This window comes from Corynebacterium sphenisci DSM 44792, assembly GCF_001941505.1.
GTDB lineage: Bacteria > Actinomycetota > Actinomycetes > Mycobacteriales > Mycobacteriaceae > Corynebacterium > Corynebacterium sphenisci.
On record NZ_CP009248.1, the window covers coordinates 2,012,353 to 2,028,265 of the forward strand.

Sequence of the window (15,913 nt, forward strand, 5' to 3'; positions counted from 1 at the left end):
TTCCACGTCGACTACCGCACCGGCTCCAGCCGGGCGCCCGGGCCGGCCTGCGCCGCCGCGAGCGTCCACGCCCCGGCGCCGGTGGTGGCCAGCTGCGCCGCCGCATCCAGCGCCGCGGCCCGATCCGGCCAGGCCAGCGCCACCGCCGAACCCGCCCCGCACACGATACCGGCCAGGGCGCCCAGGTCCGCACCCGCCTTGAGGGTCCGGCGCAGCCGGGGCAGCAGCGACACCGTCGCCGGGGCCAGGTCGTTGACCATGGCCGCCGCCGCGGCGGCGGCGTCCCCGGCGGCCAGCGCCCGCAGCAGCGGCCCCGGGTCCCCGGCCCGGGGCACCGCCCGGGTGGCGCGGATCCGGGCCAGGGTGGCCAGCACCGCGTCCCGGCCCGGGTCCTCGTTGACCAGGGAGAGCACCCAGTGCACGGCGCCGCGATCGAGCACCGGGCTGTGCCGGGTTGGCGCGGCGGGCTCCCCGGGTGCGAGCCGGGGGAGGCGAGCCAGCGCGGCGGAGCCGGCCAGCGCCACCCCGGCCAGCGGGGCGCCGCCGGCCACCGGCGGGCAGCCGGCGACCTCCGCGAGCCCGGCCGCGCCGAGCCGGGTGCCGGCCACCGCGTCCGCGGCGACCAGGGCGGCGGCCACGGCCGCGTCCACCGCGGCGAGGCCGGCCTGCGGCGGGGCCGGGATCGTCGCGGCCACCTCCAGGGCGGCGCCGGCCGGGGCGGTGCCCGCGGCGGCGGCGGCGCGGGCCACCGCGGCCGCCGCGGCATGCAGCGGCGAGCCCGGCGCGGTGGCCGCCGGCGGGGTCCAGAACCCGTGGTAGGCCACCCGCACCGGCGGATCCGCCGGCCCGAACGGGGCCGGGGCCGCATCGCCGGCGGTCGCCCACCGGGCGCGGGCCCGCACCCGCTGGGACAGCGGGACCACCACCGCGGTGGCCGAGCCGTCCCCGGCCAGCGCCAGATGCGGGGCGAGCAGCAGCGGCGCCGTGGCGACCGCGGCCGCGCCCGCGGCGGGGTCGGCGGAGGTGGCGAGGCGCATGATGCCCGATCCTATCCGCGCCCGCCGGCGGGGAACGCTCCTCGCGCCACTGGCCCGGCGGGGCCGCCCCGCGGTGTGCTCGGCCCATGAGCACCGCAGCCGCCACCCGCGCCACCGCCGCGGGGACCTCATGCGTGGTCCCCGACTGCCTGAAATGGACCCAGCGGCGGCAGGAATCCGCCCTGGGCGAGGCCGAGGCCGCCCTGCTGGCCGACCCGGCCCGGTGCGGCGACCGGTTCCGCCTGGTCCTGATGAGCGTGATCATCCCGGTGAACCTCTGCTCCCCCGGGGCGGAGGCCGCCCTGGGCAACCGCTTCCACCCGGGCCGCTACCGGGGCATCGCCGCGGTCCGCCAGCCCGACGGCGGGGAGCTCGCCGGCGTCTACCGGGCGCCGGAGCAGTGGTTCCCGCGCCGGCTGTGGCGGGCCACCGGCAGCCTCCCCGACGCCGGGGCCACCTGCAGCGCGGACGGCACCGTCTTCCCGGATCCGGGGATCAACCTCGATTCGACGCTGCTGGAACGGGAGCGCCGCGGCGGCAACGGGCACTGGGGGGAGGCCGAGGACTGCCAGGCGAGCCTCCGCGGCACCCTGCGCATCGCGGACCTGGCGCACCGGGGCCATATCGACCTGCGCAGCGTGGAGGTGCTCCGGTTCACCGGCCAGCACCGCACCGACAGCATGGACTTCCTCGTCGCCCAGCTCGCCCTGGAGGCCCCGCATGCCCAGGATCTGGTGGCCTTCCGGCAGAGCCTGCGCACCGGGGCGCCCACCGCGGCGCTGCGCCCGCCCACCGGGGAGGTCAAGCCGTACGCGCGGATGGCCTTCGACGCCGGCGACGGGGTGGCGCCGCGCACGCTCAGCGCCTCGGAGCTGCTGGAGTACCACGTCAAGGTGATCCTCCTGGAGCACCGGCACTACGATGCCGCCACCCGGAAACCGGATCATGCGGCGATCGCGGCGGAGCTGCTCGCCGCCGCCGATCCGCGGGGCCTGCACCTGCCGCAGGAGCTGGATCTCGCCCCGGCGGGGGAGGCCGGCGGGACCAGCGTCATCTTCGCCATCCGGGCCGGCCACACCCGGGTGCGCTCCGAGGCCCGGCAGGAGAACGACGCCTCCGATCGGCGGCGGCTGTACACCACCGTCGCGGCGCTGCCGGTGCCCGGCCGGGGGCTGCCGGCCTGCCCGATCGCCGAGGCCACGGACCTCAGCTACGCCGACCCCGCGTGGACCCGGGCACGGCAGTGGGGGCTGCTGCTGTCCACCGGCGCCGACACCTCCTCCGCGCTGCCCCCGGACACCGCCGAGGGCGCCGGGCGCGACAGCCTGGAGCTGCGCGAGGGGTGGGCGGATTACGTCACCGGCTGGGGGATGACCACGATCCGCACCGAGCCGGACTCCTCCCGGTACGGGGAGCCGCTGCGCCTGGCGCAGACCCGGGACGTCGACCTGGCGGTGCTGGCGATGCGGCAGCTCTACGGGCTGGAGTACCTCGCCGAGGCCGCGGACGCGCTCGACGCCACCCCCGCGGAGGGCGCCGCGGCGGTGGACCCCCGGCACGGCGATGGCGGGGATCCGCCGGACCGCGCCGCCGGCAGGGAGATCGCCCGCGCCTACGCGGGGCTGACCAGGTTGAACGGCATGATGCTGGATTACCGCAAGAACCTGTGGTTCGGCCATGTGCCCCGCCGGCCGGTGGCCTCCGCGATGCTGCAGGCGATGCAGGATCGGCTGGACATCCCGGCGCAGCTCGCCGAGCTCACCGAGGACCTCACCCTGCGCCACGAGATCCTCTCCGGCCTCGCCGGGCAGCAGAAGGCCGAGGCGGCCCAGCGCAAGCGCGATCGGGAGGAGCGCAAGCGCACCCGGATGGAGCGGGGTCTGGCGGTGGCCTCGCTGCTGGTGGCGGTGCCCTCCTTCACCGGGGCGGTGCTGGAGCCCTCGCCGATGAACTTCGCCTGGACCGCGGGGATCACCCTGGCGCTCGCCCTGGTCGTGGTGATCCTCGGCCGGCACGGCAAGCTCACCTGCTTCTTCAACCGGCTGCTCGGCATCTCCGAGCCCGCCGCGGGCGCCGATGCGGCCCCCGGCGCCGCCGCCCCGGCGGCGGCCGGCCCCGGGGGCCGGGATCGGCCCGCGGGCTGATCCGCGGCGGGGCCGGCGCGCTACCGGCCGGCGGCCACCCCGGCGAGGCGGACGAAATCGGCGACGCCCAGGCGCTCCCCGCGCAGGCCGGGGTCGACGCCGGCGGCGCGCAGCGCCGCCTCCGCGGCCGCCGCGGAGCCGTAGTGCCCGGCCAGCGCCGCGCGCAGGGTCTTCCGGCGTTGCGCGAAGGCGGCGTCCACCAGGGGCCACACCGCCTCCCGGGTGGCGGCGTCCACCGGCCAGGGGGCCTCCCCGGCCGGGGAGCCGGGGCCGAAGACGTCGATCCGCACCAGCCCGGAGTCGACCTTCGGGGCGGGCCAGAAGACGGTGCGGCCGATGGCGCCGGCCCGGCGCACCCGGCCGTGGAAGGCGGCCTTGACGCTGGGCACCCCGTAGGCCCGGGACCCGGGGGCCGCGGCGAGCCGGTCGGCGACCTCGGCCTGCACCATCACCAGCACGGTGCGGATGCCGGGGAACTCGGCGAGCATGTGCAGCAGCACCGGCACGGAGACGTTGTAGGGCAGGTTCGCCACCAGGGCGGTGGGCGGGTCGGCGAGCGCGGCGGCGGTGCCGCCGTGCACCTCCGCGGCGGCGAGATCGGCGGCGGTGACGGTCATGGCGTCGGCGCGCACCAGCCGCAGCGGGCGGCCGGGGGCGCGTTCGGCGCAGGTGGCGGGCAGCAGCTCGGCGAGCCGGGGGTCGATTTCCACGGCGCTGGCCCGGCCGCAGCGGTCCAGCAGGGCGAGGGTGAGCGAGCCCAGGCCGGGGCCGACCTCCACGGGGTGGTCGCCGGGGCCGATGCCGGCGGCGTCGACGATCCGGCGCACCGTGTTGGGGTCGTGCACGAAGTTCTGGCCCAGCTTCTTCGTCGGCGAGAGCCCCAGGCCGGTGGCGAGATCGCGGATCTCGGCGGGGCCGAGGTAGCGCACCGGGGGCGCGCCGGGGTGGTCGGCGGCCAAGGCCCTAGATGAGGCCCAGCTGGGCGGAGCAGGCGGGCCAGGCGCCCCAGCCCTGCCCGGCCTGGACGCGCTCGGCGACCGCGATCTGCTGCTCCCGGCTGGCCTGGCTGGCCCGCGGGGCGTACTCGGTGCCGCCGTAGGCGGCCCAGGTGGAGTCGGTGAACTGCAGCCCGCCGGAGAAGCCGTTGCCGTTGTCGATGTGCCAGTCGCCGCCGGACTCGCACTGGGCGAGCTCGTCCCAGACGCCGTAGCCGGCGGCCGGGGCGGCGGGGCGGGCCTTGGTGCCGCGGCGCACCAGGGTGGCGGTGGCCTCGCGCATCGGCTCCTCGGCGACGACGTCGCGGGCGAGCTCCTCGCCGTCGCGGGTGGTCACCTTGTAGGTGACCCGCTTCTGCCCGGGGACGCCCTCCTCGATGACCTCCCACTCGTCCTCGAACATCTCCGGGTCCTCGATGACCTCCTCCCCGGGGGCCACCTCGACGTCCTCCACGATCTCGCGCTCGATGATCCGGGACACCGCGATGCGCAGGCCCTGCACCACCTTCGTGGCCGGGTCGGGGGTGACGCTGTCGCCGGGGCCGAGCTCGATGCCGCGCATCTTCAGCACCTCGGCGACGGTGGCCGCGGGCAGGCTCATCCGGGCGACGTGGCCGTCATCGGCGAGCTCGATCTCCTTCGGGGTGGTGATCGCCAGCTCCACCCCGTCGGCGGGGATCCGGCCGGAGCCGTCGACGGCGGCGCCGTCCAGGTCGGGCAGTTCGGCGAGCATCTCGCGCACGGTGGCGGCGGTGGTGGTCAGCTCCCGGCGCACCCCGTCGACGACGAGGGTGACCGGCTTGGCGGTGCGCACGATGATCCGGTCGCCGTCGGTGACGGTGTCCTGGGCGATGACCTCGTCGCCGGCGCCGAGATCGACCTCGGCGGAGTCGAGCACCCGGTCCAGGCCGCCGTAGATGACGGAGACCTGGCGCACCTGGCCGTCGACCTCGACGGTGACGGTCTTCTGGGTGGCGGCGGCGACCCCGCCGCCGGCGGCCATGGCCACGACCAGGGTGGCGGCCCCGAACTTCATGGGCGCGGCGGCCCGGGTGTTGCGGGGGTTGACGGTGCGCTTGGCGGTGTTGCTCACGTGCGGGGGTTCCTCGGGTGCTCGGGGGCCGCGTGGCCCGGATGCCCCGGGCCCGCGATATCGCAATAACAGTACGGTAACGGCGCCGCGGCTGTCCACCCCGGTCCGGGGCGATCCGCGCAGCTCAACGCGCATCCGCCCCAGCCGACCCGTCCGCCACATCCGCCACGGCCGCCGGCGGCGCGGCGCGGGCCCGGCTCAGCCCAGGTCGATGCCGTAGATCCGCGCGGCGTTGCCGGTGAGCAGCGCGGCCATCTCCTCGGCGGCGACCCCGCGGACCTCCGCCATGCAGCGCACCTGGTGGCCGATGAAGGCCGGCTCATTGCGCGCGCCCCGGTGGGGTTCGGCGGTCATGTAGGGCGCGTCGGTCTCCACCAGCAGCTGCCCCGCCGGGGCCTCGGCGACCGCGGCGCGCAGGTGGTCGTTGCGCTTGAAGGTGACGTTGCCGGTGAAGGAGAGCACGTAGCCGCGGCCCAGCGCCTCCCGGGCGACCGCCGGCGGGGAGCTGAAGCAGTGCAGGATCACCGGATGGTCGTAGCCCTCGAGCGCGGCGAGGAGGTCCTCGTCGGCCTCCCGGTTGTGGATCATCAGCGGTTTGCCGACCTCGCGGGCGAGATCCATATGCCAGCGCAGGGCCTCGAGCTGGGTCCCCCGGTCCGCGCAGCCGTCCATTTTGCCCAGCCAGTACCAGTCCAGGCCGGTCTCCCCGACGGCGACCACCCGGGGTTCGGCGGCGAGCTCGGCGAGCCGGGCCCGGGCGGCTTCGTCGAGCTCCCCGGCCCGGGTGGGGTGGATCGCGGCGGCCGCCCACACCCGGTCGTGGCCGCGGGCGGCCGCGGCGGCGAGCTCGGTCTCGGCCAGGCCGTCGCCGACGGTGCACACCCCCACCACCCCGGCCGCGGCGGCGCGGTCCATGAGCGCGGCGACGGCCGCGTCATCGCGGGCGCCGCAGGAGGCGAGGTGGGTGTGCGCGTCGAACAGCGGCCCCATCGGGGCGGCGGGGCGGGCGACGGGGCGCTTCTTCCTGGACATGGGCCCCGAGTGTAGGCGCGGGGCGCGGACACTTGACCTAATGCCCTTAGCTGTTAGGATAGGCGGGGTTTTCGGGCGCGCCCGCGCCCGCCATGAGAAAGGGGACCACCGCATGGCCACCACGAACACCGCCGTCGCCGCCGGCCGGCTCGGCACCCGCGACTTCATCAACGTCGGCGTCTTCGCCGCCCTCTACTTCGTCGTCGTCTTCGGCACCGGGATGCTCGGCATCATCGCCCCCTGGGTGATGTTCCTCGGCTACGGGCTGGGCATCCTGCTCAACGGCATCGTGATCGCGCTCTACGTCTCCCGCACCCCGAAGTTCGGCGCCCTGGCCCTCATCGGCCTCGTCAACGGGCTGCTCTTCTGGGCCACCGGGCACCCCTGGTTCACCCCGATCCTCGCCCCGCTGCTGGGCCTGGCCGGCGACGCCATCCTCGCCGCCCGCCGCCGCGACGGCCTGTCCGCGAAGCGCTTCCCCCTCGCCTACGCGGTGATGAGCCTGTGGTACATGGTGCCGCTGCTGCCCATCGTGCTCGACCCGGCCGGGTACTGGACCTACGTCGACGAGACCATGGGCGCCGACTACTCGCGGCGGATGCAGGAGCTCTTCCAGGGCTGGGTGCTGCCGGCCTGGGCGGTGGCCGTGTTCATCCTCGGCCTGCTCGGCGGGCTGCTCGGGGTGCGCGCCACCCGCCGCCACTTCGAGCGCTCCGGTCTGGCGTGACCGGGCCCGCCCCCGCCGCCGCGGCCGGGGAGGCCGCCGCGGACCCGATCGCCGCCGCCCGGGTGCGCCCGGCGGCCCGCCCGGATCCGCGCACCGTGCTGCTCTTCCTGCTCACCGCGAACGTGCTCGCCCTGGGCGCGCCCACCCTGAGCGTGCCCACCGCCGCCTCGGCCTGCGCGGTGGCGCTGCTCGCCGTGGCCGGCCGGCGCCGGGCCGCGGTGCGCTTCGCCCTGGTCTTCCTGATCTGCTTCGGCGCCGCCGTCGCCGCCCCGCGGCTCGCGGCCAACGGCCTCACCGCGGCGGTGAGCCTCTTCGGCTTCTGGTTCGGCCGCTTCTCGGTGGCAATCGCCGCCGGCTGGTGGGCGGTGACCTCGCTCAAGCCCACCGAGCTGATCGAGGCGCTGCGCCGGCTGCGGCTGCCGAACGCGGTGGTGGTGCCGCTGGCGGTGGTGCTGCGCGTCCTGCCGGTGATCGCGGTGGAGGCCGCCGCGGTCATCGACGCGATGACCCTGCGCGGGCTGCGCCCCGATTCCCGGGGCCTGGCCGCGCATCCGGTGCGCACCGGGGAGCTGGTGCTCATCCCGCTGCTGACCACCGTGGTGCGCGCCGGCGATGAGCTGGCCGCCGCCGCCATGGTGCGCGGCCTGGGCGCCCCGGGCAGGCCCCGGGGCATCGCCCCGCTGGGCCCGCGCGCCGTCGACGCGGTGGTGCTCGCCATGATCGTGGGCCTGCTCGTGGCCAACTACGGCGGCTGGGGGCTGCCGTGAGCGCCGGGGCGGATCCCGCGGTGCGGGTCGCCGGGGCGGGGTTCCGCTACGCCCGCGGCACCGCCGGGGACCTCGCCGCGGAGGGAGTGTCCGGGATCTCCTTCGAGCTCGCCCCGGGCACGGTGACCCTGCTGTGCGGGCCCTCCGGCTCCGGCAAGACCACCGCGCTGCGGTTGCTCAACGGGCTGGTGCCGCAGTTCCACCGCGGCGAGCTCACCGGGGAGATCACCGTCGCCGGGGAGGCGGTGCCGAACCGCCCGCTGCACGAGGCCGGGCGCAGCACCGGGATGGTCTTCCAGAACCCGCGCACCGGCTTCTTCACCGACGCGGTGCTCGCCGAACTGGCCTTCGGCTCGGAGAACCTGGGCGCCGACCGGGCCACCACGGTCGCCCGGGTGCGCGCCGCCGCGGCCGCCACCGGGGTCACCGGGCTGCTCGGCCGGGGCCTGGGCGAGCTCTCCGGCGGGCAGACCCAGCAGGTCGCCTTCGCCGCCGCGATCGCCGCCGAGCCACCGGTGCTGCTGCTCGACGAGCCCACCTCGAACCTCTCCGCCGAGGCGATCGGCCGGCTACGCCGGCTGATCGCGGAGCAGAAGGCCGCGGGCCGGGCGGTGGTCGTCGCCGAGCACCGGCTGCACTTCCTGCGCGATCTGGTGGACCAGGTGCTGTACTTCCGGAACGGCCGGATCGAGCGCCGCTTCGACGGGGAGTCCTTCTTCGCCCTCGACGAGGCCACCCGGCGCGGCCTCGGCCTGCGCCGGCTGGCCGCCCCGGAGCGGCCGGCGCCCCCGGCCCCGCCGGCGGAGGCCGCGGCGGACGGCCTGGAGCTGCGCTCGGTGCGCTTCGGCTACCGGGGCCGGCCGGTGCTGGACATCGACCGGGCGGTGTTCCCGGCCGGCCGGATCACCGCGCTCACCGGGCCCAACGGCTGCGGCAAGACCACCCTGGCCCGGCTCATCTGCGGGCTGGCGGACCCGGCCCGCGGCGGGGAGATCCGGCTGGCCGGGCGCCGGCTGCGCGGCCCGGCCCGGGCCCGGGCCAGCTACATCGTGATGCAGGACGTGGGCCGGCAGCTCTTCGCCGACACCGTCGCCCACGAGGTCACCCTGGGCCTGGACCGCGCCGCCGCGGCCGCGGTGGACGTCGCCGGGCTGCTCGCCGACCTGGATCTCGCCGGGCTGCAGGACCGGCATCCGCAGTCGCTCTCCGGCGGGCAGCGCCAGCGCCTGGTGCTCGCCTCGGCGCTGGCCCAGGACAAGCGGGTGCACATCCTCGACGAGCCGACCTCCGGGGTGGGCCGGGCGCATCTGGAGGCGATCGCCGCCCGGATGCGGGCCCTGGCCGATGCCGGGTCGGTGGTGGTCGTGGTCACCCATGACGAGGAGCTGATCGAGGCCTGCGCCGATCATGAGGTGCACCTGCCGGCGGTGAACCGGGTGGCCGGGCCGGGTTCGCCGCGCTGAGCCCGCCGCGGGCCGCCACCGCCGCGGGCGCCCGCCCTGCCACCGCGCATCCCCGCCGCCGGGAAGCGTCGCGGAAAAATACATCGCACACCCTTCCCACTAAGCCCCTTAGGTGTTAGGTTCGGATCACGACACCGGAAAGGGGAGCACATGAGCAGCAGCGCAGCATCCGCACCACCCGGGCCCGCCCCGGGCGGCCCGGCCGAACCCGACCCGCGGCCGCCGGCGGGCACCCCGCCGGCGACGGACCCGGCGGCCAAGCGTGCCGCCGGCCAGGCGGCCCTGAAGGAGCTGCTCGCCCCGGTGCGCGGCCGGCTGTGGCTGGGCCGGATCCTCGGCGCCGCCTCCGGGATCCTGGCCATCGCCCCCTACATCGCCCTGGTCCGCCTCGGCGAGGTGCTGCTCGCCGCCCGCGCCGCCGGGGTCGCCCCCGACGCCGATCGGGTGCACCGGATCGCGATGCTGCTCATCGGCACCTTCCTCGGCCAGCTGGTGCTGCTCTTCACCGCCCTGGCCGCCACCCATTTCGCGGATCTGCGGCTCGGCGCCATCCTCCGCGACCGGATCATCGACCGGGTCTCCCGGGCGCCGCTGTCCTGGTTCACGGAGAAGACCTCCGGGCGGATCCGCAAGGCCGTCCAGGATGACGTGAGCACCCTGCACGCCCTGGTCGCGCATGCCCCGGTGGACACCACCGTCGCCGTGGTCACCCCGCTGGCCCTGGTCGGCTACGCGATGAGCATCGACTGGCGCCTGGGCCTGCTCACCATCGCCATGATCCCCATCTACCTGGGGCTGCAGGCGCTGATGCTGCGCGGCATGGGCGAGAAGACCGCGGAGATGGACACCCGCCTGGGCCACGTCTCCGCCACCGCGGTGGAGTTCGCCGACGGCATCGCCGTGGTGAAGGCCTTCGGGACGGTGGGCCGCTCACACGCCCGCTTCGCGCGGGCCGCCGACGAGTTCGGCGACTTCTACTACGACTGGGTCAAGCCCATGCTGCGCTCCTCGGCGATTTCGCTGTCCGCGGTCAGCGTGCCGGTGCTGGTGCTCATCAACGTCGCCGGCGGGGCCGCCCTGGTCCGCGCCGGGGCGGTCGGGCCGGCCGACGTCGTCGCCACCGCGCTCATCGCCCTGGTGCTGCCCGGCAGCATCGAGACCCTGATGAACATGGCCTGGTCCTATGAGCTGGCGGGGGCGGCGGCGCACCGGCTGCACGAGATCCTGGCCACCGGGGAACTGCCCGCCGGCGAGGCCGAGGCCCCCGCCGGCGCCGGGAGGGTCGAGTTCCGGGGCGTGGGCTTCTCCTACGGCGAGCACCGCGCCCTGGACGGGGTGGACCTCACGCTCGAACCGGGCACGGTCACCGCGCTGCTCGGCGAATCCGGATCCGGCAAATCCACCCTGGCCACCATGCTGGCCCGCTTCCAGGACCCCGACGAGGGCGAGATCCTGCTCGACGGGGCGCCCATCGCCGACCTGCGCCCGGCGGAGCTCTACCGCCGGGTGGCCTTCGTGCTGCAGGACCCGCAGCTGCCCCGGCTGAGCCTGCGCGAGAACATCGCCCTGGCCCGCCCGGAGGCCACCGAGGAGGAGATCTGGGCCGCCGCCCGGGACGCCGCCATCGACCAGGAGATCGCCGCCCTGCCGGAGGGCCTGGACACCGTCTACGGGGAGGACTCGGTGCTCTCCGGTGGGCAGGCACAGCGAATCGCGATCGCCCGCGCCCTGCTCGCCGACGCCGACGTGCTCATCCTCGACGAGGCGATGTCGGCCACCGACCCGGACGCCCAGGCGGACATCCAGACCGCCCTGAACCGGCTCACCGCCGGGCGCACCGTGCTGGTCATCGCGCACCGCCCGGAATCCGTGCTCGGCGCCGACCAGGTGGTGGTGCTCGACCGCGGCCGGGTGGCCGAGCGCCTCGCCGGCGCGGAGATCACCGGATCCGCGCTGCGCCGGATCACGCTCGCCCGCGGCGCCGCCGGCGCCGCCGACCACGCCGCCGGGGCCGCCCCGGCCGGCGCCGAGGGGAAGGACGCCACCGATGAATGAGACCACCGCGCACGGCCACGGGGTCGCCGACTGGCGGGATCCGCTGCTGCTCGGCCGCTACCGGGCCATGATGACCCCCGCGGGGCGCCGGCTGCTCACCCGGGCGCTGATCCTGCACGCCCTCGGCGGGGTGCTGGAGGGCCTCGGCCTGCTCGCCCTGCTGCCGGCGGCCACGGTGCTCGCCACCGGCTCCCCCTCCCTCGGCCTGGGCCTGGCCGGCTGGCTGTGGGTGCTCGCCGGACTGGCCGTCGCCGCCGCGGTGCTGCGCTACGCGCAGGCCCGGGTGGGCTACGCCGCGGCCATCGACTTCCTGCGCACCGGGCACCGCGCCATCGGCGACCAGCTGGCCCGGCTGCCGCTGGGCTGGTTCACCAAGGAGCGCACCGGGGGCCTGTCCCGGCTCATGTCCGACGGGTTCATGGCCGCCGCCGGCGGGGTGGCGCACATCATGCCGGAGGCGGTGACCTCCGCCTTCGCGGTGCTCACCCTGATCCTCGGCGGCTGGTTCTGGGATCCCCGGATCGGGCTCACCCTCACCCTGCTCGCCCCGGTGGCGCTGGCCGCGATGGTCGCCGCCCAGGCGCTCAAGCGCGCCAAGGACCGGCCGATGAGCGCCGCCCAGGCGGAGCTGTCCGCCCGCCTGGTGGAGTACGCCGCCTGCCAGCCGGCGCTGCGCGCGGCCGGCCGGGCCGAGGACTTCGCGCCCCTGGGCGGGGCCTGCGCCCGGGTGGACCGGGCCCGGTGGGTGAACATGTGGTGGTCGCTGCTGGCGCTCACCCTCAACGGGATCGTGGTGCAGGCCTTCGTGGTGCTGCTCATCACCGGGGTGGCCGCGCTGGCGGTGTCCGGGGACGTCGCCCCGGTGCAGGCGGTGGCCTTCATCGGGTTGACCCTGCGGTTCAGCCGCAGTCTGGACGCGATCGGCCGGTTCGTGGTGAGCATGGAGATCGCCCGGCCCCCGCTGGAGGAGGCCGGCGCCATCATCGGGGCGCCCGGGCTGCCGGAGCCGGACCCCGCCGCGACCGCGGCGCGCACCGCCCCCGGCCGGGTCGAGTTCGACCACGTCACCTTCGGCTACGACCCGGACCACCCGGTGCTGCGGGATCTCTCCTTCACCGCCGAACCGGGCACGATGACCGCCCTGGTGGGGCCCTCGGGCTGCGGCAAGACCACCGTGCACCGGCTGATCTCGAGGTTCTGGGACGTCGACTCCGGCACCGTGCGCGTCGATGGCGCGGACATCCGGGAGCTGCCCACGGAAACCCTCATGGCGCAGCTCTCCCTGGTCTTCCAGGACGTGTACCTCTTCGACGACACCCTGGAGGCGAACATCCGGGTGGGCCGGCCGGAGGCCACCGGGGCCGAGGTGCGCGCCGCCGCGGATCTCGCCGGGGTCACCGCGATCGCCGAGCGGCTGCCCGGCGGCTGGGCGGCGAGGGTCGGCGAGGGCGGCCGGGGCCTGTCCGGCGGGGAGCGCCAGCGCGTCTCCATCGCCCGGGCGCTGCTGAAGAGGGCCCCGATCGTGCTCTTCGACGAGGCGACCAGCGCCCTGGACGCGGAGAACGAGGCCAACGTCCTGGCCAGCGTGGAGACGCTGCGCGCGGAGTCGACCTTCATCGTGATCGCGCACCGGCTGGACACCATCCGCGACGCCGACCGGATCATCGTCCTCGACGAGCACGGCCGGGTGGCGGAAACCGGCACCCACGAGCAGCTGCACGCCGCCGGCGGCGCCTACCGCAGGTTCTGGGACCGCCGGGAGGCCGCCACCGGCTGGACCCTGGCCGGCTGAGCGGGAGCGGCGCCGGTCATGCGAGGCACCCGGGCCCACCCCGCCCCGGCCCCGCGGCCGGGGCGGGGGCCGCGGCGGCCCCCGCTAGGATCGTCGGCATGAATGCAGCGCGCGTGGGACGCAAGACCGGTCCGAAGCCCATCTTCACGCTGGCCGACGTCGAGGCCGCGGCGCTGCGCCTGGGCATCCGGGACTTCACCCTCACCGGGGTCGCCAAGGAGCTCGGGGTGGCCACCCCGAGCCTGTACCGGGTGGTGGACTCCCGCCAGGACCTGCTCGACCGGCTGCTCGCCCGGCTGGCGGCGGATTTCCGGGTGCCGGATCCGACGCTGTCCTGGCAGGACCAGCTGCGCCGCTTCGCCGACGACTGCTGGGCCGGCTACGAGGCGAACCCGGGCCTGGCCGAGGTGCTGCTGGACAACCCCGGGATACACGCGCACATCCAGGGCTACCTGGACCAGATGGTCACCGGCCTACGCGGCGCCGGCTTCCCCGGCGACGAGGCCCGGATGGAGTTCGCCCTGGACTTCATCGGGGACACCGCGCTGGTCACCCATATCGCGGTCGCCGCGATCCGCCGGGAGGGGCTGGACGCCGCCCGGGAGCGGATGGACCGGATCCGCCCCGAGGGATCGCGGCGCTTCGTCCCCGACGACACCTGGCTGGACCGGGGCTTCCTCGACGGCAAGGTCGAGTTCATTATCGCCGGGCTGGAGGCCGGGCACTAGCCGCGCCCGGCGCGCCCCGCGCCCGCCGCCCGGGCGGGGCATGCCGGAGGTGCCCCTCCCCCATCGACGCGTCCCGCCGACGGGCACACGCCACCGGCACGTGGCCCGGACATGCCCGGACCGCCCCCGCCCCCTTCGGCACGTCCACCGGGCATGTCGCGCCGGCGGGGCGCCCCATCCCCGTCGGGGAGGGGCTCAGCGCACCACCGGCGCCCACTCCGGACCGGTCTCGCCGAGCTCCGGGTCGAGCTTCGCGAACAGCGGCTTCGGCTTGGCCAGGGGCGTGCCCGGGACCATGTCGCGGCGGCCCCAGCGGGCGGCGCCGGCGGCGTAGTCGCCGCGGATCACCGGGTAGCCGCGGCCGGGCTCCGGCAGGCCCACGCCCACCGGCTGCACCGGCATATCGTCGACGACCTCGTCGACCCGGGGCATCGCCGCCCACAGGCCCTCCCCGCCGAGGGTCTCGTGCACCTTCTGCGCCGAGGCCGGCAGGAAGGGGGTGAGCATCACGTTGCAGTCCGCGACGACCTGCAGGGCGGTCCACAGCACGGTGGCCAGGCGCCCCCGGGCCTCGGGGTCCTTCGCCAGCTTCCACGGCTCCTGGGCGGCGATGTAGGCGTTGGCCTCCCCCACCACGTGCATGATCGCGGTGGTCCCGGTGCGGAAGCGGGAGGCGCCGATGGCCTCCCCGGCGCTGCCGAAGGTGCGCTCGGCGAGCTCCAGCAGCTCCCGGTCCGCCGCGGTGAGCTCCCCGGGTTCGGGCACCTCGCCGAAGTTCTTGTGCGCCATGGACACGGTGCGGTTGACCAGGTTGCCCCAGCCGTTGGCCAGCTCGTTGTTCACCCGGCGGACGAACTCGTCCCAGGTGAAGTCGGTGTCCTGGTTCTCCGGACCGGCCACCGCGATGAAGTAGCGCAGCGGGTCGGCGCCGAACTCGGCGAGGAAGTCCTTGACGTAGATGACCACGCCCTTGGAGGAGGAGAACTTCGACCCGCTCATGGTGAGGTACTCGCTGGAGACCACCTCGGTGGGCAGCCGCAGTTCGCCGAGCTCGCCGACCTCGCCGCCGCGGGCGCCCTCGCCCCGGTAGCCGAGCAGCTCCGCCGGCCAGATCTGGGAGTGGAAGGTGATGTTGTCCTTGCCCATGAAGTAGAAGGACCGCGCCTCCGGGTCGTTCCACCAGCGCCGCCAGGCCTCCGGGTCGCCGATCCGGTGCGCCCATTCGATGGAGGCCGAAAGGTAGCCGACCACGGCGTCGAACCACACGTAGAGCTTCTTCGAGGCCTCCTCGCTCCAGCCCTCCAGGGGGATCGGCACCCCCCAGTCGATGTCCCGGCTCATCGCCCGGGGCCGGATGTCCTCGAGCAGGTTGAGGGAGAACTTCAGCACGTTCGGCCGCCAGTCGTCGCGGCCACGCAGCCACTCGGCGAGCTTCTCGGCCAGGGCGGGCAGGTCGAGCAGGAAATGCTCGGTCTCCACGAACTCGGGGGTCTCGCCGTTGATCTTGGACACCGGGTCGATGAGATCGGCCGGGTCGAGCTGGTTGCCGCAGTTGTCGCACTGGTCGCCGCGGGCGCCGCCGGCGCCGCAGATGGGGCAGGTGCCCTCGATGTAGCGGTCCGGCAGGGTGCGGCCGGTCGAGGGGCTGATCGCGCCCATCATGGTCTCCCGCACCAGGTAGCCGTTGTCGTGCAGGCCCCGGAAGAGCTCCTGCACCACCGCGTAGTGGTTGCGGGTGGTGGTGCGGGTGAACAGGTCATAGGACAGGCCCAGCCCGGCGAGGTCCTCGACGATCTGCCGGTTGTACCGGTCGGCGAGCTCCTGGACGGCGACGCCCTCCTTCTCCGCCTGCACCAGCAGCGGGGTGCCGTGCTCGTCGGTGCCGGAGATCATCAGCACCTCGTTGCCGATCATCCGCTGGTAGCGGGCGAAGACGTCCGAGGGGACCCCGAACCCGGCGACGTGTCCGATATGGCGGGGACCGTTGGCGTAGGGCCAGGCGACGGCGACGAGGATGCGAGACATGCCATCCAGGGTAAACCATGGCCCGACCACGGCGGACGCCGCCGCCGGGCCGCCT

12 protein-coding genes are annotated in these 15,913 nt (G+C 75.7%); 7 read left to right on the plus strand and 5 right to left on the minus strand.

The genetic code is table 11. The features are described from left to right. Positions 1-11: 11 nt before the first annotated feature. Positions 12-1,037: a hypothetical protein gene (locus CSPHI_RS09110; protein WP_075692687.1), complete on the minus strand. Its 1,026-nt coding sequence runs from the start codon at positions 1,035-1,037 to the stop codon at positions 12-14. Positions 1,038-1,123: 86 nt separating this feature from the next. Here CSPHI_RS09110 and CSPHI_RS09115 point away from each other — a divergent pair, with 86 nt between their 5' ends. Beyond that, a complete protein-coding gene (locus tag CSPHI_RS09115; RefSeq protein ID WP_075692689.1) occupies positions 1,124-3,181 on the plus strand; it encodes a hypothetical protein in 2,058 nt (685 codons plus the stop codon). 20 nt (positions 3,182-3,201) lie between these two features. On the opposite strand, the gene rsmA is transcribed toward CSPHI_RS09115, so the two are convergent. The 3 genes from rsmA to CSPHI_RS09130 all read right to left on the minus strand — a co-directional run bounded on the left by rsmA (position 3,202) and on the right by CSPHI_RS09130 (position 6,301). Beyond that, positions 3,202-4,140 (minus strand): 16S rRNA (adenine(1518)-N(6)/adenine(1519)-N(6))-dimethyltransferase RsmA, encoded by a 939-nt coding sequence (gene rsmA, locus CSPHI_RS09120; protein ID WP_084210347.1) that lies wholly within the window; start codon positions 4,138-4,140, stop codon positions 3,202-3,204. A 4-nt stretch (positions 4,141-4,144) separates the two neighbouring features. Beyond that, entirely contained in the window at positions 4,145-5,269 is a 1,125-nt protein-coding gene (locus tag CSPHI_RS12695) for a resuscitation-promoting factor (protein WP_281248679.1), read from the minus strand. Between the two features lie 198 nt (positions 5,270-5,467). Next, positions 5,468-6,301 carry a TatD family hydrolase gene (locus CSPHI_RS09130; protein WP_075692691.1) on the minus strand — a complete coding sequence of 278 codons (834 nt, stop codon included), beginning with the start codon at positions 6,299-6,301 and terminating at the stop codon, positions 5,468-5,470. Between the two features lie 112 nt (positions 6,302-6,413). Between CSPHI_RS09130 and CSPHI_RS09135 the strand changes: the two genes are divergently transcribed. From CSPHI_RS09135 to CSPHI_RS09160, 6 genes are all read left to right on the plus strand, one after another. Continuing rightward, positions 6,414-7,028 (plus strand): MptD family putative ECF transporter S component, encoded by a 615-nt coding sequence (locus tag CSPHI_RS09135; RefSeq protein WP_075692692.1) that lies wholly within the window; start codon positions 6,414-6,416, stop codon positions 7,026-7,028. Then, positions 7,025-7,795 carry an energy-coupling factor transporter transmembrane component T gene (locus CSPHI_RS09140; protein WP_169840406.1) on the plus strand — a complete coding sequence of 257 codons (771 nt, stop codon included), beginning with the start codon at positions 7,025-7,027 and terminating at the stop codon, positions 7,793-7,795. Before CSPHI_RS09135 ends, CSPHI_RS09140 begins: the two co-directional genes overlap by 4 nt. Beyond that, positions 7,792-9,258, plus strand: coding sequence for an ATP-binding cassette domain-containing protein (locus CSPHI_RS09145; protein WP_245803304.1), 1,467 nt, complete (start codon positions 7,792-7,794; stop codon positions 9,256-9,258). Before CSPHI_RS09140 ends, CSPHI_RS09145 begins: the two co-directional genes overlap by 4 nt. A 150-nt stretch (positions 9,259-9,408) precedes the next feature. Next, complete coding sequence (locus tag CSPHI_RS09150) at positions 9,409-11,313, plus strand: ABC transporter ATP-binding protein (protein WP_075692694.1); 1,905 nt, start codon at positions 9,409-9,411, stop codon at positions 11,311-11,313. Beyond that, positions 11,306-13,105, plus strand: a complete 1,800-nt coding sequence (locus CSPHI_RS09155; RefSeq protein WP_075692695.1) for an ABC transporter ATP-binding protein — start codon at positions 11,306-11,308, stop codon at positions 13,103-13,105. The genes CSPHI_RS09150 and CSPHI_RS09155 overlap by 8 nt, the downstream gene beginning before the upstream one ends. A gap of 98 nt (positions 13,106-13,203) precedes the next feature. Next, positions 13,204-13,833 (plus strand): TetR/AcrR family transcriptional regulator, encoded by a 630-nt coding sequence (locus CSPHI_RS09160; protein ID WP_075692697.1) that lies wholly within the window; start codon positions 13,204-13,206, stop codon positions 13,831-13,833. 195 nt (positions 13,834-14,028) lie between these two features. On the opposite strand, the gene metG is transcribed toward CSPHI_RS09160, so the two are convergent. Next, complete coding sequence (gene metG / locus CSPHI_RS09165) at positions 14,029-15,858, minus strand: methionine--tRNA ligase (protein WP_075692699.1); 1,830 nt, start codon at positions 15,856-15,858, stop codon at positions 14,029-14,031. Between the last annotated feature and the right edge of the window lie 55 nt (positions 15,859-15,913).